The 19606-nt window shown below is 54.5% G+C and carries 14 protein-coding genes and 1 tRNA gene; 4 read left to right on the forward strand and 11 right to left on the reverse strand.

Annotation, left to right across the window (positions count from 1 at the left end; genetic code table 11):
- The first annotated feature begins 234 nt into the window (after window positions 1-234).
- The 3 genes from smc to AB1724_13925 all read left to right on the forward strand — a co-directional run bounded on the left by smc (window position 235) and on the right by AB1724_13925 (window position 5435).
- A complete protein-coding gene (gene smc, locus AB1724_13915; protein MEW6078906.1) occupies window positions 235-3855 on the forward strand; it encodes a chromosome segregation protein SMC in 3621 nt (1206 codons plus the stop codon).
- Window positions 3856-3885: 30 nt separating this feature from the next.
- Window positions 3886-4995 (forward strand): signal recognition particle-docking protein FtsY, encoded by a 1110-nt coding sequence (ftsY, locus tag AB1724_13920; GenBank protein ID MEW6078907.1) that lies wholly within the window; start codon window positions 3886-3888, stop codon window positions 4993-4995.
- 167 nt (window positions 4996-5162) lie between these two features.
- Window positions 5163-5435 (forward strand): HU family DNA-binding protein, encoded by a 273-nt coding sequence (locus AB1724_13925; protein ID MEW6078908.1) that lies wholly within the window; start codon window positions 5163-5165, stop codon window positions 5433-5435.
- A 100-nt stretch (window positions 5436-5535) separates the two neighbouring features.
- On the opposite strand, the gene AB1724_13930 is transcribed toward AB1724_13925, so the two are convergent.
- The 11 genes from AB1724_13930 to mfd form a co-directional block, all read right to left on the reverse strand.
- Window positions 5536-5817: an acylphosphatase gene (locus AB1724_13930; GenBank protein ID MEW6078909.1), complete on the reverse strand. Its 282-nt coding sequence runs from the start codon at window positions 5815-5817 to the stop codon at window positions 5536-5538.
- Window positions 5814-7922 (reverse strand): NAD-dependent DNA ligase LigA, encoded by a 2109-nt coding sequence (ligA, locus tag AB1724_13935; GenBank protein MEW6078910.1) that lies wholly within the window; start codon window positions 7920-7922, stop codon window positions 5814-5816. Before ligA ends, AB1724_13930 begins: the two co-directional genes overlap by 4 nt.
- Window positions 7923-7934: 12 nt before the next feature.
- A complete protein-coding gene (locus AB1724_13940; protein ID MEW6078911.1) occupies window positions 7935-8189 on the reverse strand; it encodes a hypothetical protein in 255 nt (84 codons plus the stop codon).
- Window positions 8190-8208: 19 nt separating this feature from the next.
- Window positions 8209-10314, reverse strand: a complete 2106-nt coding sequence (gene glyS, locus AB1724_13945; protein MEW6078912.1) for a glycine--tRNA ligase subunit beta — start codon at window positions 10312-10314, stop codon at window positions 8209-8211.
- The gene (gene glyQ / locus AB1724_13950; protein ID MEW6078913.1) at window positions 10311-11201 is read right to left on the reverse strand and encodes a glycine--tRNA ligase subunit alpha; all 891 of its coding nucleotides are present in this window, start codon (window positions 11199-11201) and stop codon (window positions 10311-10313) included. Before glyQ ends, glyS begins: the two co-directional genes overlap by 4 nt.
- A gap of 23 nt (window positions 11202-11224) precedes the next feature.
- The gene (locus AB1724_13955; protein ID MEW6078914.1) at window positions 11225-12295 is read right to left on the reverse strand and encodes a galactokinase; all 1071 of its coding nucleotides are present in this window, start codon (window positions 12293-12295) and stop codon (window positions 11225-11227) included.
- Complete coding sequence (gene recO, locus AB1724_13960) at window positions 12267-13079, reverse strand: DNA repair protein RecO (protein MEW6078915.1); 813 nt, start codon at window positions 13077-13079, stop codon at window positions 12267-12269. The genes AB1724_13955 and recO overlap by 29 nt, the downstream gene beginning before the upstream one ends.
- Before the next feature lie 80 nt (window positions 13080-13159).
- Complete coding sequence (locus AB1724_13965) at window positions 13160-13978, reverse strand: RodZ domain-containing protein (GenBank protein ID MEW6078916.1); 819 nt, start codon at window positions 13976-13978, stop codon at window positions 13160-13162.
- A 10-nt stretch (window positions 13979-13988) separates the two neighbouring features.
- Window positions 13989-14951 (reverse strand): peptidylprolyl isomerase, encoded by a 963-nt coding sequence (locus AB1724_13970; protein MEW6078917.1) that lies wholly within the window; start codon window positions 14949-14951, stop codon window positions 13989-13991.
- 26 nt (window positions 14952-14977) lie between these two features.
- A complete protein-coding gene (locus AB1724_13975) occupies window positions 14978-15658 on the reverse strand; it encodes a SurA N-terminal domain-containing protein (GenBank protein ID MEW6078918.1) in 681 nt (226 codons plus the stop codon).
- Window positions 15659-15762: 104 nt separating this feature from the next.
- Window positions 15763-19284, reverse strand: coding sequence for a transcription-repair coupling factor (gene mfd, locus AB1724_13980; GenBank protein MEW6078919.1), 3522 nt, complete (start codon window positions 19282-19284; stop codon window positions 15763-15765).
- 55 nt (window positions 19285-19339) lie between these two features.
- Here mfd and AB1724_13985 point away from each other — a divergent pair.
- Window positions 19340-19415, forward strand: a tRNA-Thr gene (locus AB1724_13985).
- The last annotated feature ends 191 nt before the right edge of the window (window positions 19416-19606 follow it).

Below are 19606 nucleotides of genomic sequence, written 5' to 3' on the forward strand. Positions count from 1 at the left end.
CGTTATATGTCTGGTTGTCTTCGCCCGGTCCGGTTTGGCTGTAAAATGAGCCAGATACTATATATAGTGTCTTTGCCGATTATTTTCCACTTCTTATTGTGTTTTTTTCTTTACAAACCGGATTCGACCTGATAGATCATTCACAGAAAATAATCCAAGAGATTCTTCTTAAATCTATCTGATTTTATAAACCTGATGTTATCTGCCTTTTTTGTTCGGCAGGAGGAGTTGACCATGAGGCTTAAACAACTTGAATTGAGCGGCTTCAAATCATTTCCGGAAAGTTCCGTGATCCATTTCCCTCCCGGTATTTTTTCGATTGTCGGCCCGAATGGTTGTGGCAAAAGCAATATTATTGACGCCTTGAAATGGGTCATGGGTGAGCAGAGCGCCCTTCAGTTGCGCGGGAAATCCATGGAAGATGTCATTTTTGCCGGAAGCGATGGAAAATCCCCGGTCAATATGGCTGAAGTTTCCCTGACGCTGGTCAATGATAATGGCTCGGCTCCTGAAGAATTAAAACACCTGTCGGAAATTATGATTACAAGGCGGATGTACCGCTCCGGGGAGCGCGCCTATTTCATCAACAGACAACCCTGCCGGTTGAAGGACATTTATAACATTTTCATGGGAAGCGGCATGGGCGCCCGCTCCTATTCAATTATTCAGCAGGGAAATATCGGGGCCATTACCGAGGCCACGCCGGAAGAACGCCGCACGTTTATTGAAGAGGCGGCCGGGGTTACCCGTTACAAAACCCGGAAAGAGGAAACGCTCCGGAAAATCAAAGCAACCGACCAGGACCTGCTTCGCGTCAAGGACATTATGGCAGAGGTTCAGCAGCGGATGAACAGTCTGAACCGTCAGGCCAAAACCGCTCAACGATACAAAGACTACCGGGAAGCCATCAAAGTCCTGGACATTCTCATTTCCCTCAATGCCTATAACGAATATGGCCGGAAAATATCCGAAACCGACGCCCTGCTTCAGTCGCTGCGGGATATCGACAACACGCACGCGGCGGAGATAGGAAAACTGGATGCCGCGATCGAGGCCATCAAACATGAAAAAGACATCAAAGACAGGGAAATCGCCGACCTGAAAGAAAAGAGATATGAGTGTCAGCGAACCATCGACAAGGCCGAAAAGGATCTGGATTATTTCCGGCAGGATCGGGACCGCATAGAAACGGATACCTTCAGGCTGAAGGAAGAAGAGAAGATCATCAGCGAGAAAAACGCCCGGATGACGTCGGAGATCGCGGAAGTTGAGGCGGCCGATGCCCGCGTCCGGGAAAGCAATCAGCAGATCAGGGCGGCTTTGGAGGAAAGGCAGGAGGCTTCCCAGCAGATTCTCCAGGAAGTGACAGCCCTAAAAAAGATCCTGGAAACCCGGAAAAGCGATCTGATGCGGCTGACGGCTGATGAGGCCAAGTACCATAATATTTGTCAGCATGTCTCCGAAAGCAAGGAGTCGCTTTTAAAACGCAAGCAGGAAATCCGCACGGACAGAATTACCGCGGCCAGAAATACCACCCGGTTAAAACATGATCAGGAAAGGATAAAGACGGAAATCGAAACCGTTGTTCAGCAGATCGCTGAAATGAACGAACAGATATCCGTAACGGGAAACCGACTGGATGAAAAGCATAAAGCCCTGTCCAACCAGGTCAAGCTGGTGCAGTCCACCGACATGGAGAAAAACCGGATACGGTCCAAATATACGGAAATCAAGAAGCTTGACGAAAATTTTGAATGGTACAAGGACGGCGTAAAAAGTATCTTGCAGCAGGCGGCCGATGAAAAGACAGCCGACGGCTGTTCCCCCGTTATGGGTGTCATCGCCGATATCGTCAAGCCGGAACCGGGTTTTGAAACCGCGACTGAAGCCGCCCTGGGGGAATCCCTCCAATATATTCTGGTGGACAGCCAGCAGACCGGCGTACAGTGGATTGATGGTTTGAAAGCCAACCATTCCGGAAGAAGCGGTTTTATCCCGGTTGCCGAATTTAATGAGTTGACGGGAGCCGCGCCGGAACCGGTATCGTCAACCTCACCCGACCTTCTGATTAATCATATCACCGTCAGCCAGGAATATAAGCCCCTCATCACCACCCTTATCGGCCGGGTATTTGTCACTCCGGACCTCCATGAAGCGCTGAAGCTCTGGCATCAGCCCAACGGATCGACCCGGAAAACCGTCGTCACGCGTGAAGGCGACCTGGTCTCTCCCCTGGGAATTATTGTCGGCGGCAGTAAAGACAGGATGGACGGTATCCTGTCCAAAAAGCAGGAAATAAAGGATCTGGCCCGGCAGATCGAAGACCTGGCCATGAAGCTGGACCAGGCCCGACAGACCCAGTCCGCCATTGAAAAAGATGTCCGGGAACTGGAAGAGGATCTCCAGCAACTGAAAAACAGCCGGAACCAGGCCGTTGCCCGGCAGATGGAACTGGAAAAGGAGAGTTACCGGATATCGACGGATCTGGATGCCGCCGTCCAGCGGCTGGAGATCCTGGAACTGGAAGAACAGCACCTGGACGGAGAAGAAAGCGATCTGGATGACGAGATCAACAAGGTCCGGCAGACCCTTGCCTCGATTCAGCAGCAGATGCAGGAAACGGAAACCCTGATCAAGCAGTCCCATGAAGCGGTCAACCGCGCGGCGACGCAATATGAAGAGTTCAATCAGGCGACCATGGAGCTGCGCCTGAAATTATCGGCCTCACAGGCCGAACTGGAAAGCAACCGGAAAACCATGGAACGGCTCCGGTCATTTCAGGTGGAAGCCGTCCAGCGGCGGGATCAGATTGCCTCCGAAATCGCTTCCAAACAGGCGAAAATGGAAACCGTCACGGCATCCATCGGGCAATGCGAACAACAGCTGGCCGCGGGCTACGGAAATCTGGAAAGCCTGGAAGGAAAGTTATCCGAGCATGAATCCATGTACACGACTATTTCCGAACGCATTTCCGAGACCGACCGTAAATTTGCCGACATACGCAGTCAGCGGGAAAAAAATGCCGAAAATATCCGGTTTCTGGATAGAGAGCAGTTGGACCGCGCCGTTAAACAGGAAGGTCTGGTTCATAAACTGGAAGACCTTTATCATGCCGCGTTTGCGACCATTCGCCAGGAATATGAACAGCGATTGTCTGAAACGGACAAAACCATTCCGGACATGGAAAACGAACTGACCACCCTCCGGGAAAAGCTGGCCCGCATCGGAGACGTCAACCTCGGCGCCATCACTGAGTATGAAGAGCATAAAAACCGTCTCGAATTTCTTACCAGCCAGCATGATGATTTGGTCGCGGCCATCGAAGATCTCCACCAGGTGATTAAAAAGATCAACCGTGTTTCCCAGCAGCTTTTTCTTGACACCTTCAACGCCATCAATCAGAAAATGAACGAGGTGTTCCCCCGTCTGTTTGATGGCGGAACAGCGGAACTGGTGCTGGCTGATCCCAACCAGCCCCTGGAAAGCGGTGTGGAATTGATGATCCATCTTCCCGGGAAGAAACTGACCCGTCTTTCCCTTCTTTCCGGCGGAGAAAAAGCCTTGTCGGCCATCGCTTTTATTTTTTCAATATTTCTGTTAAAACCGACCTCTTTCTGCCTGATGGATGAAATTGACGCGCCGCTGGACGAGGCCAATGTTTACCGGTTTAACGAACTGCTGAAAATTATCGGGGAAAAATCCCAGATCATTATGATTACCCACAACAAGAAGACCATGGAGTTTGCCGACCAGCTGCTTGGTGTTACCATGGAGAAAAAAGGGATTTCCAAAATCGTATCGGTCAGTCTTTCCAACGGAAACGGACAAAAACATCAACAGGCGATGTTGAACTAATATCATCCTTATCGAGGGTATCTCTAAAAAATGGCATTTAGTTTTTTCAAAAAAAAATCCTCGCCGTCCGCGGACAATAAGGCCGGGGATGATCCGTCTTCCGGCAGCACGACAGCGGCGCCTGAGGAAGGATCCGACATCATCGTACAGGAAAATCCACCGTCTCCACCGGCGGAGAGCGCTTCCGTTTCGTCCCACGATGATGATCAGGAAAAAGACAGCCGGGCGCCCTCTTCCAGCGGTTTTTACCAGCGATTAAGAAAAGGGCTGTCCAAAACACGACAAATCCTGACCACGGACATCGACCAGCTTTTTAAATCCGGAAAACCGGTTTCTCCGGACACGCTGGATAATCTGGAAGAACGGCTGATCACGGCCGACATCGGCGTTAAGACAGCCATGGAAATTATTGAACAGCTGTCCGGCCTGAAGATTTCCAGTAGCGATGATTTAAAAAACAGTCTGAAGGATATTCTGCGCTCCTACCTAATGGACAATGACCATCCGCCCGTGTCTTCGGAAATGAATTTCAGGCCGTGGATCATACTGGTGGTCGGCGTCAACGGCGTCGGCAAAACGACAACCATCGGAAAACTTGCCGCTCAATACATTCAATCCGGGAAAAAGGTGATGCTGGTGGCGGGAGATACGTTCCGGGCCGCGGCGATAGAACAGCTGGAAATCTGGGCGCAGCGCACGGGAGCGGATTTTGTCAAACACCGGGAAAATTCCGATCCGGCCGCGGTTGTTTTTGACGGGCTGGAAGCCGCCCAGGCAAGAGGTGTCGATATCGTGCTGATTGACACGGCCGGCCGCTTGCACACCAAGACCAATCTGATGGAAGAGTTAAAAAAAATAAAACGGACGATAACCAAAAAAATGCCGGACGCGCCCCACGAAGTGCTGCTGGTGCTTGACGCCACGACCGGGCAGAACGCCTTGTCCCAGGCGGAGATGTTCATCCGGGCGGCCGACGTCACCGGCATCGCCTTAACCAAACTTGACGGTACCGCCAAAGGCGGGATAGCGGTAAATCTTTGCCGCACCTTTCATGTTCCCTTGCGGTTTATCGGTATCGGTGAGCAGGTCAGCGACCTTCAGCCCTTTGACGCGGAGAAATTTACAGAGGCGTTGCTCTGATCCTCCCGGTAGGCCGCCCGCCAGGCCAGAACCGGCGCCGGATTGCCGGTTTAAAAAAACGCCAGGCATTGAGAAATCTATTGACATCAACGATTGACCTGTGCAAATGTCGCAATGAAGAGGGTTTGAGACGAACTGTTATTAACAAAAAACAATGGGGGAAAGTAATGACAAAATCCGAATTGATCGACGCGATGGCAAAAGATGCCGGCATTTCCAAAGTTGCCGCCGGCGCGGCTTTAAATTCATTGATGGCTTCGGTTGCCAAAACGCTGAAAAAGAAGGACGGCAAGGTGACACTGGTCGGATTCGGCACCTTCTCTAAAGTTCAGCGCAAAGCCCGCAAGGGTCGCAATCCTCAAACCGGCGAAACGATTAAAATCAAAGCGCGCAACGTCGTCAAGTTCAAGGCCGGTAAAGCGCTGCAGGACGCCGTGTAATATCCCTGACGTTTTTTTAAACAAGCCGGCGGCGGTTGATCGCTATCATGAGCGTAATCAACCGCCGCCTGTTTTTTTTATGCCCCCCCCCCTCTTCCGCTTATCGAACGATTCGAAAACCCTGCTGATCGCCGCCGGCCGGTTGTTCCGTAACGATTACCCTGCTGACTCGGGACGCGGGAGGCCCCTGCCGGCACCAGGCGACAACCGCTTCCACCAGAGATCGCTCTCCTTCCAGAACGGCCTCGACGTTGCCGTCCGGCAGGTTTCTGACCCAGCCGGATACACCGCAGGAATCGGCTTCTCTCTTGGTTTCCATGCGGAAACATACTCCCTGAACGCGACCGGAAATAATGACATGGACGCGAATTTTTTCGTTCATTGCGGATCACCTCCCGGAAACGGCGCCTCGCCGGTACCCGATCGGATTATTCTTGCAAACGTCTCCTCATCCATGATCGGAACACCGAGTGTCTCCGCTTTCTCAAGCTTGGAGCCCGGATCGGCGCCGGCCACCACGTAATCGGTTCGTGAACTGACCGAACCGGAAATCCGTCCGCCGGCCTGTTCCACCAGGGCACGGGCTTCATCCCGGCTGAAGTTTTTCAGCGTTCCGGTGAAAACAAACGTTTTACCGCTGACGTCGCGGTTCTCCCGGCTGGTGAGGGAACGACGGTAGCTGATGCTGACACCGCTGTCGATGAGCTGGCGGACCAGTTCCTGATTGTGCGGATCTTCAAAAAACCGTTTGACACTGTCTGAAACCACCAGGCGTTCCTCTTTTTTCCCGGCTGATTTTTCCGTTCTTCTCAAGGCCTCATCCAGTTGATCCGTACCGGCGGCCATAAGCTGTTCCACGTCATTAAACGCGTCCGCCAGCAGCCGGGCGGCATGTTCACCGACATGACGGATGCCCAGGGAATACAGAAAGGCGTTAAAATCGATTTGTTTGCTTTTTTCGATGGCGGCGATGATGTTATCGGCCGATTTTTCCCCCATTCTATCCAGGTTCATCAGGACCGACCGGTCCAGGCGGAAAATATCCGCAAAGGACCGGACGATGTCCCTGTCCACCAGCTGCTCCACCAGTTTGTCGCCGAAACCGTCTATATCAAAGGCGCCCTTGGAAGAAAAATGTTTGATCCGTTCCTTGATCTGAGCCGGGCAGAAGGGATTCACGCAGCGCGTCGCCGCTTCTCCCTGGATCCGGATCGCCCGGGAACCGCAGGCCGGGCAGGTGTCTCTCATCCGGAATATCGTCTCACGGCCGGTTCTGCCGGCGGTGATCACTTTTACGATTTCCGGTATTACGTCACCGGCACGCTGCACCAGAACGGTATCGCCTACGCGGATGTCTTTCCGGCTGATTTCGTCTTCATTATGGAGCGTTGCCCGGGAAACCATGACCCCGCCGATTCTCACCGGCCGGAGATTGGCCACGGGAGTCATGGTCCCGGTCCGTCCGACCTGGATTTCAATGGATTCAACGGTGGTGGTTTCCTGGACGGCCGCGAACTTGTAGGCGATCACCCAGCGCGGACTGCGTGAAGTAGCGCCGAGCAGTCGCTGCTGTTCCAGGCTGTCGACCTTGATGACCATGCCGTCAATATCATAGGGCAGGGATTCGCGAATCGTCTCCGTGTGCCTGAATATATCGATGACGTCATTGATCGTGACTCCGGGGCGGGTGTATTCATTTATCGTGAAACCCAGGTCGGCCAGCATGCACAGAAGATCGTAGTGGCTGGCATAATGATCAATCCCGGAAAAATCACCGATACCGTAGGCGAACATCATCAGGGGGCGGGCTGCGGTCACGGCCGGATCCAGTTGGCGGAGCGATCCCGCCGCGGCATTACGGGCGTTGGCAAAAGGAGGATCGTTGTTACGGAGGCGGTCGTCGTTCAGCCGGGAGAAGCCGTCCCGGGTCATGATAACCTCTCCCCTGACCTCTAGACGCTGCGGCGGGAACGAATTGTCTTGACGGCGCAGGAGGCCGGGAATCGTTTTGATGGTTTTAAGATTGGCCGTGATGACCTCACCCGTGACCCCGTCTCCCCGGGTTGTGCCTTGAATCAGCATACCGTCCTGGTAGACCAGTTCGACGGCGATGCCGTCCAGCTTCAGCTCCATGGTATAGCGGATGGGATCATCGGAGCGGAGATGTTTCCTGACGCGTTTGTCAAAATCATAAATGTCCGCATCCGTGAACGCATTGTTAATGCTGAGCATGGGCACGGAACGGCGGACGGTCTTCAGCGCCGCGTCAGGAGGCGCGCCTACCCGGCTGGTCGGAGAATCGGCCGAGGCAAACTCCGGATGGGCGGTCTCAAGCTCCTGCAGCTCCCTGAACATCCGGTCATAGGCCGCGTCGGAAATTTCCGGATCGTCTTGAACGTAATACCGATAATTATGATGGCGCAGGGCTTCGCGGAGGGCCTGGATGCGATTTTTGATGTCGGCCGGATCTTTTACGCCGTCATCCATCAGCGTTCCTTGTTATTCCGGTTCCGCCAGCGAAGACAGCTTGTCCTTGACCTCATCGATGATATCATAAAGCCAGAGGATATCTTCCATGGTCAATCGACCGGCCTTGGCGGGAGCGCGGTCGCTGCCGTCCTTTTTCTTGAGCATCCGCGGGCCGATCTGCACCTTGGGCTGCCCGTTGGCATACTGATTGATAGAAACCACCAAACCGGTTTCCTCACATTCCCATTTTTCCAGAACCTTGTCTTTTTCGGGATCAAACGGCATTTTCCCCTCCTTTTTCCAGTTATTTGTCTTTTACGTCCGTGGCGATAACCGAAAAATCCGCGAAACCGGAGAACAATCCGGCGACCTGCAGCAGCAGCGCCAGCCGGTTGTTTCGCAGACCGGGATCTTCAGCCATGACCAGAACATCATCAAAGAATCGATCGACCGGCGGCCTTACCGCCGCCATTTCCAGCAGGGCCTGATCGTAAAGTCCCTGGGACAGCAGACTTGACACCTTGCCGGCCGTATCCCGGCAGGCGGTATACAACCGGGTCTCGCTTTCGTGCTGGAAAAGGGCTTCCTTGACCGGACCGACATGCTTCACGTCCGTTTTCTTGATAATATTGGCAACCCGTTTGAAAGCGACGGCCAGCGGTTCGAAATCCGGACTGGATTTCATGGCAAAAAGCGCTCTGGCCCTGTTCCAGACGTCGGGGATACGATCCGCCGAGGCGTTCAGTACGGCATTGACCACATCCCGGGGAACGCCTTCATCGACAAGCAGTTGAGACATTCTGCCCCGAAGAAAAGCGATGACGGCCTCGGCCGCGGCTTCCGACGGCTGGGCGCCTTCCACGGCGCCGTACGGACGCATGGCGGCGGTAATCAATTCGCTCAGGGAGACCGGCATATTTCGGCTCAGGAGGATCTGAATCATGCCGATGCCCTGACGCCGCAGCGCGTAAGGATCGGAGGCGCCGCTGGGAATCAGTCCGACCGCGAAGCAGCCGCAGATGGTATCGACCTTATCGACGACGGCCAGCAGGGATCCGCACGGGGATTCCGGAAGCGCCGCGCCTGAAAAAGCGGGTTGATAATGTTCCTCGATGGCCTGGGCAACGATTTTATTCTCTCCCCCGGCCAGCGCGTATACCCGGCCCATGGTTCCCTGAAGTTTGGGAAATTCGATGACCATCTGGGTGACCAGATCCGCCTTGCAAAGCTGGGCGGCCCGGCCAAGATCCGACCGCAGGGCGTCGTCGGTGATCATCAGCATTCCTGTCAGGGCTTGCGTTAGGGACTTAAGCCTTTCCGTCTTATCATGGAGAGAGCCCAGCCGGGCCTGAAACAGAACCCGTTTCAGACTGTCGATCCGGTCGGTCAGGGGGGTCCGCATGTCTTTTTCAAAAAAGAACATGGCATCTTCCAGGCGCGCCCGCAGGACCCGCTCGTGCCCCCTGGTGACCCGGGTCAGGTCCGATGCCTGGTTGTTGTTGATCACGATAAAGGTCGGCAACAGGCGATTCTGGCTGTCGGCCACGGCGAAATATTTCTGATGGGACCGCATGGCGGTAACCAGAACTTCACGGGGAAGGGCCAGATACTTCTTGTCAAAACGACCGGATGCGGCCACCGGGAACTCGACCACGTTGGTGACCACGTCGACCAGGTCGCTGTCCGGCAGGACCTGTCCGCCCAGGGATGATGATATCCGGCTGATTTCATTGAGGACGATGTTTTTGCGGGCCTGCCGGTCAGCCACCACATGGTCTTGCAGCAGCTTTTCGGCGTATTGATCCGGATGATCGATTTTAATCCTGCCGGAACTCATGAACGGATGGCCGGAACTGTAGCGGCCGCTGTTGACGCCCGCCCAGGAAAATTTGATCAGGCCTTTCCCCATCAGGGCCAGCAGGGAGTGAACCGGCCTCGCGAACAGTTCTTTCTGGTTTCCCCACTTCATGTTTTTGGGAAACACCATGGCGGACAGGATCTGCGGCAGGATTTCCTTTAAAACGTCCCGGGTGTTGCGGCCTTTCTCCAGACGATGGGCCGCCAGATATTCTCCCTTATCGGTACTGACCGTTTTCAGCGCCGTCACGGGCACACCGGCTTTTTCGGCGAACTTGTGCGCCGGTATCGTGAAATTGCCGGAAGCGTCGATGCCGGCTTTCACCGGCGGACCGGTCAACGTTTCGGAAACGTCCGTTTGTTTCACCGCCACGTCACGAATCATAACGGTCAATCGTCTGGGCGTACCAAAAAGTGAAACCTGGCCGTGATCAATCCGGGCCGCGGTTAATTTTTCCCGGCACAGGGAAGACAGCATATCAAGCGCGGGGTCGATGTATCCCGCCGGTATCTCCTCGGTTCCGATTTCAAATAAAAAAGTCTCAGATTTCATGTCGTCACAACACCTTTTCTGTTCAGCAGGGGAAACCCCAGGCTTTCTCTCTGGTCCAGATACTGCCGGGCGCATTTTCTGGCGATGTCCCGGATGCGTTTGATGTAACCGGTCCGCTCCGTGACGCTGATGGCGCCCCGCGCGTCCAGCAGATTGAAAGTATGGGAACACTTCAGGCAGTACTCATAGGCCGGAAGCACCAGAGAATGATCCAGGATCCGGTAGGCTTCCGTTTCGTACTGGTCAAACAACTGCAGCAGGATGTCCACGCTGGCGTGTTCAAAATTATACCCGGACTGCTCCACCTCCTGCTTGTGATGCAGGTCGCCATAGGTGATGCCGTCATCGGTCCACTGGAGGTCGTAAACATTGTCGACCTGCTGCATGTACATGGCGATCCGCTCCAGGCCATAGGTCAGTTCCACCGAAATGGGAGACAGTTCAATGCTGCCGGCCGTCTGGAAATAAGTGAACTGGGTGACCTCCATTCCGTCCAGCCACACCTCCCAGCCCAGGCCGGACGCGCCCAGGGTCGGGGACTCCCAGTCATCCTCGACAAAACGGATGTCATGATCCTGCGGACGGATTCCCAGGGCCCCGAGACTCTTGATGTAAAGGCTCTGGACATCGGCCGGGGACGGCTTGAGCAGCACCTGAAACTGGTAGTAGTGCTGCAGCCGGTTGGGATTTTCTCCATAACGGCCGTCGGTCGGTCTTCTGGACGGCTGAACATAGGCAACCCGCCAGGGCTCCGGCCCGATGGCCCTGAGCAGCGTTTCCGGATGAAACGTGCCGGCGCCGACTTCCATGTCATAAGGCTGTGCCAGAACGCACCCCCGGTCTATCCAGAATTTTTGCAGGGTGAGTATAATGTTCTGAAAATTCATTCATATCCTCAAAAAATGTTCATTTAATCGGTTAACATTATCCCGTCGGGGGCGGTTACTCCCCGGGTATCGATTCGCGTGTTCAGCAACAGGGCGTCTTCTCTGGCCCGCAGGATCGCTTCCCATTTTCCTTTTAATCGTGAGATATTATCCGGATCACCCAGGGCCCAGACGCAGCCGCCGCCGCCGGCACCGGTAAACCTGGCGCCGCACTCCGTCTCTCTGGCGCTTAAAACCAGCCTATCTCCCATATCATCAAACACATCCGGTGTCATCTGTTTTCTCAAGTCACTTTCCCGGTTCATGGACAGAATCGCCTCATCCAACTGCCCGGTCGAAAGCGCTTCAATAAAAGAACCGGCGTAATGAATAATTTTTCTCCACAGGGCCCGGTTTTCCGCCCGGACAAAATGACTCATCCAGCGGCCGTTGATGTTGCTGGACTCGTGTTGAACCCCGCAATAGGCGACCAGGAAGCATTGATTGAAATCCAGGCATCGCGCTTCGTCCATGATAATCGACCGCCTGAAATCAGAGCGTCCGTCAAACGACCGCCAGAACCAGGCATTGGCTCCGCCATAAACCGCCGCCAGCTGATCCTGCAGTCCACAGGGGATCCGGGCGGCGCCCTCTTCGATGGCATGGGCGGTCAGGGCGATTTCTTTCCGGGACACCTCCTTTTTACCGGAATTAATGGATTCAAGGGCGCAGACCAGGGCAACCGCGGCGGCGGATGATCCGCCCAGAGCGCTTTTGGGAGGAGACGCGGAACGGATATCCAGATGCAGTCCGGCGGCATTATAATGGGCGGCAATGGCAAACATCAGACCAAGGGGGTGGTCGTAAGGCGCGTCCGCCGCCGGGAATTCCACGCTGTCGAATCCCCGGGAAGACACCTTGACGACGCCGGCCGTGTGGGGCCGCAGCGTGACTTCCGTCCGCAGGTCAATGGCCAGATTGAAAGTGGCCGGAGACAGATGGCCCATGGGCAGATAGATCGTTTTGATATCAAGCGTTCCGCCCATATCCACCCGGCAGGGCGCCGATGCCGTCAGCGGGGATTTTTCAAGAAAGCGTGTGATGTTTTCGGGCATTGTTGTTCTGTCTCCACTCTCTGATGCAGCGCAGTATTTTCAGGCTCCTGATTTCCGTTGCCAGGTGGAAGGGGACAAACATCTCCATGGCTTCCAGCCCTTCCCGCTTGGCGGCCTCGGTTAATTGTATCCTTTCCGCCTTCCGCGGATTTCCTTCCTTCAGCCACAGCAGTTGTTTGACGGCGCTTTTTGAAATAGCTGCCGGCCCCGACACGCGAGTCGTCCGGGCACAGGCGTCACATATCAGACCGCCCGTGGGAGCGTCAAACAGGATCCGTGTCCCGGCAATATCATCGAGCGGCTTGCGGCAGACCCGGCAGCAGGACAGTTCGGGCGACATTCCCGCCAGTGTCATGAAACGGATCTGAAATAACAGACTGATGGCTTCATTGGAAGCCTGGTCCGCATCCAGCAGGGTCAGGGCATGGAAAAACAGAGGGAAGAGATTCGACTGTACCCCGCCCTGCACGACCCAGCGGTTGATCATTTCCGACCAGTAACTGGCATACGCGACTTTTTCCGCGTCACAACGGATACCGGCAAACGGATGGGTTAAAAGCGATTCCTTCAGCAGCGGCATTCCCCTTCCGGATTTTGAGACCGCGAAAACAGCTTCCATACAGGCGAACAGTTCCAGGACGCCGGCGAATCGCTTTTTGCTTTTTTTGGCGTTTTTGGCAATAACGGTTAATTTTCCAAAATCCCGGGTCAGAATATCCAGAATGTAATCATACTCGGAATAATCCAGGCGTCGGAGGATAATGGAGGATGAAACCAGCGACATAGACTTATTTCCGAATGAATACAATACTGCGACAGGCCGGCGATCCCGTCGTTCATCAGCCGGGGAAAACCTGCCCGGAATCAAGGGATCTGGATATTCACGACCTTGCCTTTTCCGCCGGGCACATCAACAGGAACCGTATTGGCGAATAGTTTTACGCCGGCGGCGTTGCCGATCAGCAGATTATATCCTCTGGCGGCGTCCAGTTCCAGATTGTCTCCCGGCCGGAGCAGATACTCATCGGTCTTTCCATTGTCGATAATGATTTTTATCCAGGTTTCCGCCATGGTCACCACGGACAAATGGATGGCTTCCGGCGCTTTTTCTGCTGGAGCGAGAGACACCGCCTCTTCCTGTTCATCTTCCCCTTCCGGTATGTCGGCATATTCATCTTCGGCAGCCGGGGCTGGGGTGTCAGAAGGATTTGTCACCGGATTTTGGATGGGGGACTCGTTTTGCCCGGAAAAACCGTAAAATATCAGGCAGGCCAGAACGAGCGTCACTACCGCCAGCAGCGTCATCCGGACCAGCGGGAAGTCCTTTCCGGGAAAAGGGTTGTCGATATTACGGGACGAGGACTTTCCTGACGGGTCTATCCGCCGGAGGTAACCATCAATAACCCTGTTTTCATCGGCACCGACCATTCTCGCAAATCCGCGGAGAAATCCCTTGGCAAAGACCGGGGGCGGCAGTTTCGATAAATTCTCGGCTTCAATGGCGCGAAGAACGGACTCGCCGATTTTCAGTTCATGGGCAATGGCCTCCAATTGCAGATTCCGTGTCTTTCGGCATTCCTGCAGATGCTGGCCAAACGAAAGGGATATTTCCTCGTCAGTCAGGGTCATGCGTCCTGTCTTTCCAGCGCCTGCCGGATCATTATCGTCGGAAGGGTCACTCATTCAGTCTTCGCTATTCAAAGGATTTAATATCGGCCGAATCGCGTAGTTCCTTGATCCAGGCGCTGAATTTTTCGTCCAGTTTTTCATTATAAAGTTTTTCGTGAATTTTTTCGGCTACCTCATTGTTGAGGCTGCCGTCATTTTTAATAATGGACTGCACGTAAAAAATCTGATACCCCACATCCGTTTCCATAACCGGGGTTATTTTGCCTTCACCCGTGCGGATAATGGTTTCCTTGAGGTCGGCGGCAAGATCATTTTCGGCAAACGTGCCGATATCACCTCCGGAACTGGCAAAAGAAGACTGGGAATATTGTTCCGCCATGGACTCAAAAGGCGCGCCCTCTTCTATTTTTCGATGAACCTCTTCCATTTTTTCCCGTACGGCCGCTTTATCTTCGGGGTTGGCCCCCTTGGGCGCTTGCATGATGATATGCCGTAAATGATACTGGGTCCCGGCCGTAAATTCATCCCGGCTGTTTTGAAAATACGTTTCCACCTCTTCGGGGGTAACGACGGTTTTTGACTTAATCTCAAGTCTCAATAATTTAGTTTTAAGTATCTGGCTTTTTATCTGATCACGATACTCATCCATGGTATATCCGGATTCCTTCAAGAAAGACTGAAAGGCTTCGTCGGAATAGAGTTTGGACGTTCTCATCTGTTCCAGGGCCGCGTTGACCTCCTTCTCATCGGCAATGATTCCCAGTTCAGCCGCTTTTTGGGTGACCAGTTTTTCGCTGATTAAATTATTGAAGATGTCCTCATGGGCACGGTTCAGCATCGTCTCTTCCGTCTGTTCCGGAAGTCCACGTTCTTTTATATTTTTAATATAAGGCGCCATGGCTTTATCTACTTCTGACTGCAGAATAATGTCGTTGTTGACAATGGCGGCGATCCGATCGACGACGACTTCCGCCGCCGCCGGCGCAGCTACCGTCACCATCGCCGCGAACACAAGACCTATCGTCAACAACACCGCCCGCCGAGTTCCGCCGTTTATCCTAAAATTGATTTCCATCGCGCCTCGTTGAATTCAATGGTATATTTTTGCTGTAACGTATCCAGCCATTGCGGATATTGCTCCTGCGCCTTTTCCCGTCGCAGATATCTCACAAAAGTAGCGTCGGGCGCCTCCCCGTCAGCGACCGGGGCTACCCGCCCGCCTCCGCGGAAACCCCGGTAGGCCTGGCTGACTTCCTCCGGGGTTAATTTGATTCCGGCGACCAGTTCCTTGTCGATCACTTTTTCGGTCAGCAGCCTCATTTCCACCCGTTTTTTCCAGGCCTGAAGAGGGATCGCTTTTTCCAGGAGTGTGGTTTCAAAAGCGCCTTCCGGGTAATCCTTCCTGATCTCATTGAATGCTTTTTCCAGTTCATCCGGCGTCACCGTCAGGTCAAGTTCTTTCGCCCGCCGGCTTAAAATCAGTTCTTCAGTCAACTGTTTCAGTAGACGGGCCTTCAACGTCGTGATGACTTGATTGTTCTGCAGCGCTTCATAAGGATAGGACGCTTTCATGACCTCCAGGGCATCCAGATAATCCCGGACGGTTACCTCATTATTGCCGATACGCAGCAGATAGTCATCCGGTATATCACGACTACTGCCGCACCCGACCACCACCAGAAAAAAAATCAGGCAGGCCAGGCCTGTCTGGTGCCGCGGAGTCCTGATGGTCATGGGCCTTCTTTCCCGAATCGTTTTGTCTGAAATAGCCTCAAACAGGTATTTTGCCATTCAAAGAACCCGGCCGATTTTCCCCGTCACCGGTTTCATGTGCTAAATTATTTATTGTTAACACGAAGAGTTATGTCTTTCAATAAATTTCTGGCAAAGACGATCCCCTGGCGGGGTCTCTTCTCCGACAGCGCAACCCGGACGGTCTGGCCGGAAACCGTCTCAAAGAGGAGTTTCTTTTGTGCAAGCACCGCTTCGGCGTTCTGCTGTTCTTCGAGTCGATCCGGCCCGAATTGCAGGCACAGATGGGTATCGGTCAGGTCCAGTTTTCTGACGTTCGCGCTGACGGCAAAAACCTTGAGCAGGATTTTCAGCAGCAGATTTTCCGTTTCCGCCGGCAGTTTCCCGTACCGGTCGATCAATTCCTCCTTGACCTCGGTGATATCAGCGGCTGTCCGGGACCTGGCCAGGCGCCGGTAAATCGACATCCGCTGGTCAATATCCGGAATATATTCGTCGCTGATATAAGCCGACAGCGGGATGTTGATTTCCGGGTTGACGGCTTCGGCGACCGGCTCCCCTTTCAATTCCGCCACGGTGTTTTCCATCAGTTGCAGAAACATGTCATACCCGACGGCGGCGATGTGCCCGGACTGGGACACGCCCAGCACCGAACCGCCGCCGCGGATCTGAAGATCGCTCAAGGCAATCTGGAATCCGGAACCGAGATCGCTGTGCTCCATCAGCACCTTGAGCCGCTTCCGGGCATCCCGGCTAAGGGCACTGTCTCTTGGGATAAACAGGTAGGCATAGGCCTGTTCGTCGGACCGGCCCACCCTTCCCCGAAGCTGGTAAATCTGGGCCAGCCCGAACCGGTCGGCCCGGTTGACGAAAATCGTGTTGGCGGCCGGGATATCCAGCCCGGACTCGATGATCCGGGTGCAGACGAGCATATCGATTTCCCGGTTGACAAACCGCAGCATTTCCTTCTCCAGCTTGTCGCTGGCCATGCGGCCGTGGGCCACGCCGATTCTCACCTCCGGCACCAGCTTCTGGAGGTGGTCCGCGATGTACACTAATTTATTAATGTTATTATGGACGAAGTAGATCTGACCGCCGCGCTTCAATTCCCGCCTGACGGCCGCCTTGATGATGCCGTCGTCGAACTCGGAGACATAGGTTTTGACCGCCAGCCGGTCTTCGGGCGGCGTCTTGATGACGCTGATATCCCTTACACCGATAAGCGACATGTGCAGGGTCCGGGGAATCGGGGTGGCGGTCAGGGACAATACGTCCACCGTGTTTCTCATGGTTTTCAGTTTTTCCTTGTGCTTGACGCCGAACCGCTGCTCCTCATCCAGGACGACCAGGCCGATATCCCTGAAAACGACATCGTTGGACAACAGCCGGTGAGTGCCGATAACGATATCGATTTTTCCTTCACTGATTTCCCGTACGATCTGTTTTTGTTCGGCGGCCGACCGGAACCGGTTCAGGCAGGCGATCCGTACCGGATAGTCGGTAAAACGGGTGGAAAACGTCTCCCGGTGCTGTTCCGCCAGGACCGTGGTAGGGACCAGCACGGCCACCTGTTTGCCGTCGCAGACCGCCTTGAACGCGGCCCGCATGGCGATTTCGGTCTTGCCGAAGCCCACGTCACCACAGACCAGCCGATCCATGGGTTTGCCGGATTCCATGTCCGTCAGGACCTCTTCGATGACCTTGAGCTGATCCTCGGTTTCCTCGTAGGGGAAGCGGGACTCAAAGTCTTCAAAATAAGTGTCGGCGGCACTGAAAGAAAAACCCGGGTTGACCTTGCGCCGGGCATATAATTCCAGCAGTTCCCGGGCGATTTTTTCCGCTTCCTTTCTGGCTTTGGCTTTGGCCTTCTGCCAGGATTTTCCGCCCATTTTATCCAGCTCGGGAACGGCATCATCCACGCCGATGTATTTTCGGGCCATATCCATCCGGTCCACGGACAGATAAAGGCAGTCTTCATCCCGATAACGGATCAGCAGAAAATCGCCCTCGACTTTTTCCACCCGGATTTTCCGTATGCCTTCGTAGCGTCCGATGCCATGGTCCGCGTGAACGACCAGGTCCCCCTCCTTCAATTCTTCCAGTTCCAGAATTTCCGAGCGGACATCCGGATGGCGAACGCTTCTGCGACGGCGGCCGCCGGCAAAAACATCGGATTCGCAGATGAGGGACAAGCCGCAGTCCGGAGAAATAAAACCGGACGATACCTGCCCCGTAACCAGTCCGATCGAGCCCGGATCGGCCGTCAGCATGTCGGAAAAGGTGCCGGCCAGGACCGGTTGAATATCATAAGAAAACAGCATCTCCTGAAGGCGATCGGCCCGGGAGCGGCTGCCGCAGACGATAACCGTGGTCTGCCCTTCCGCCCGGTTGCCGGCAATCCACTCCGCCAGGGGCTTCAGCGGCCGGTCCCGGTCCGGGTTGTATTTCAGGGACACCGGCAGACCGGTCACCGTCCGGATATCCAGCCGGAGATGATCGGCCGGCCGGTCGGAGCAGATACTGTCTTCCTGCCCGGGCAGCATGCGGAAGATAACCAGGCGGTATCCGTACATGATCCGCCTGGCCTCTTCCCAGTCCAGAAAAGAGGTTTCGGGGGGGACGCACATTTTTTTTTCGTCCCGTGAGGACAGGTAATTGTCGCTGATCATCCGGCGGTGATCGACCGCGGCTTCCGCGATAATGTCCGGAGCGGCCATTACGAAACAGGCGTTGGCGGGAAGATAATCAAAAAAGGAAGACAGCTGTTCATAAAGCAGCGGCATCAGTCCTTCCATGCCTTCACAGTTGATCCCTTCCGTCACCCGGTCGATCAGATCTCTGGAAACGGACACGGGCAAATCCAGTTCCGCCGCCTGTTTCTGCACGGCGGCGATAAACCGGCCGGTATTGCCCCGGGGCAAAATCGCTTCTCTGGCCGGCAGCAGGATGGCTTCATCGACGGGGGTGGTCCGGCGCTGGGAAACCGGCGAAAAGAACCACATCGTATCGATCATGTCGCCGAACAGTTCCAGGCGGACAGGTTCGGGATACATGGGTGAAAACACGTCCAGTATCCCGCCGCGCAGGCAGAAATCCCCCGGCTCCTCGACGATGGCGGAACGGGCATAACCGCCGGCGATCAGTTTTTCCGTCAGCGCCGGGAGGTCGATGGCTTCACCGGCCATAATGATTTCAGCAAAATCGCATAAAACGGTTTTCGGGATCAGCCGCTGCAGCAATCCCTCCAGCGATAGAACCATCACCGCCGGCATTTCTCCCTGGGACATCCGGTACAGCAGGCGGATGCGGGCGGCCGCCGTCCGGTTATGATAAGACAGCGGTTTAAACGGCAGGATATGGTAGGCCGGGAACAGTTCCGCCGCCGGTTCCCGCGTTTCACCCCGGTAAAATTCCAGATCATTCAGCACCCGTTCGGCTTCCCGGGAATCGGCCGTGAGAACGACCACCGGTACGCCGGCGGATCGCGTTATCTCGGAAACGAGATAGGCGCCGGCGGATCCGTCAATTCCGGAACATTCCAGCCGGCAATCGGATAAATGAACGGCCTCCGTCAGCCGGCTGATTTTTTTCTCTTGATTTTGAGCCATTCTCACGTTATTTTCTTGCCTGTTTTGGTTTACCTGAACATCTGAAAGTGTTCCGGCCACCGTAGCTCAGCCGGCAGAGCAACGCATTCGTAATGCGTGGGTCGGAGGTTCGATTCCTCTCGGTGGCTCCATAAAATCAATAAGTTACAAAACCTTCTGCCTCTCCCCAAAACCTTACGGACCCGAAACGTAACCTGTTTCCCGGCAAGCGCCTTTTCCTTGTATCAAAAATAAGCCGGGAAAAAAAGAACCGTAACTGAAGTTTTTTGCAATTTCACACCGGATGGCTTGTTAATCCGGGCACGCCTAAGCTATTTTCTGT

It is taken from the genome of Thermodesulfobacteriota bacterium (assembly GCA_040753795.1).
Classification (GTDB): domain Bacteria; phylum Desulfobacterota; class Desulfobacteria; order Desulfobacterales; family Desulfosudaceae; genus JBFMDX01.

Bases quoted from the DNA above. Each gene is read 5' to 3' on its own strand.
- smc (MEW6078906.1), top strand. From the start codon at position 235: ATGAGGCTTAAACAACTTGAATTGAGCGGCTTCAAATCATTTCCGGAA.
- glyQ (MEW6078913.1), bottom strand. From the start codon at position 11,201: ATGAATTTTCAGAACATTATACTCACCCTGCAAAAATTCTGGATAGAC.
- AB1724_13955 (MEW6078914.1), bottom strand. From the start codon at position 12,295: ATGCCCGAAAACATCACACGCTTTCTTGAAAAATCCCCGCTGACGGCA.
- glyS (MEW6078912.1), bottom strand. From the start codon at position 10,314: ATGAAATCTGAGACTTTTTTATTTGAAATCGGAACCGAGGAGATACCG.
- recO (MEW6078915.1), bottom strand. From the start codon at position 13,079: ATGTCGCTGGTTTCATCCTCCATTATCCTCCGACGCCTGGATTATTCC.
- AB1724_13965 (MEW6078916.1), bottom strand. From the start codon at position 13,978: ATGAGTGACCCTTCCGACGATAATGATCCGGCAGGCGCTGGAAAGACA.
- ligA (MEW6078910.1), bottom strand. From the start codon at position 7,922: ATGGATGACGGCGTAAAAGATCCGGCCGACATCAAAAATCGCATCCAG.
- AB1724_13975 (MEW6078918.1), bottom strand. From the start codon at position 15,658: ATGACCATCAGGACTCCGCGGCACCAGACAGGCCTGGCCTGCCTGATT.
- AB1724_13940 (MEW6078911.1), bottom strand. From the start codon at position 8,189: ATGCCGTTTGATCCCGAAAAAGACAAGGTTCTGGAAAAATGGGAATGT.
- ftsY (MEW6078907.1), top strand. From the start codon at position 3,886: ATGGCATTTAGTTTTTTCAAAAAAAAATCCTCGCCGTCCGCGGACAAT.
- AB1724_13930 (MEW6078909.1), bottom strand. From the start codon at position 5,817: ATGAACGAAAAAATTCGCGTCCATGTCATTATTTCCGGTCGCGTTCAG.
- mfd (MEW6078919.1), bottom strand. From the start codon at position 19,284: ATGGCTCAAAATCAAGAGAAAAAAATCAGCCGGCTGACGGAGGCCGTT.
- AB1724_13925 (MEW6078908.1), top strand. From the start codon at position 5,163: ATGACAAAATCCGAATTGATCGACGCGATGGCAAAAGATGCCGGCATT.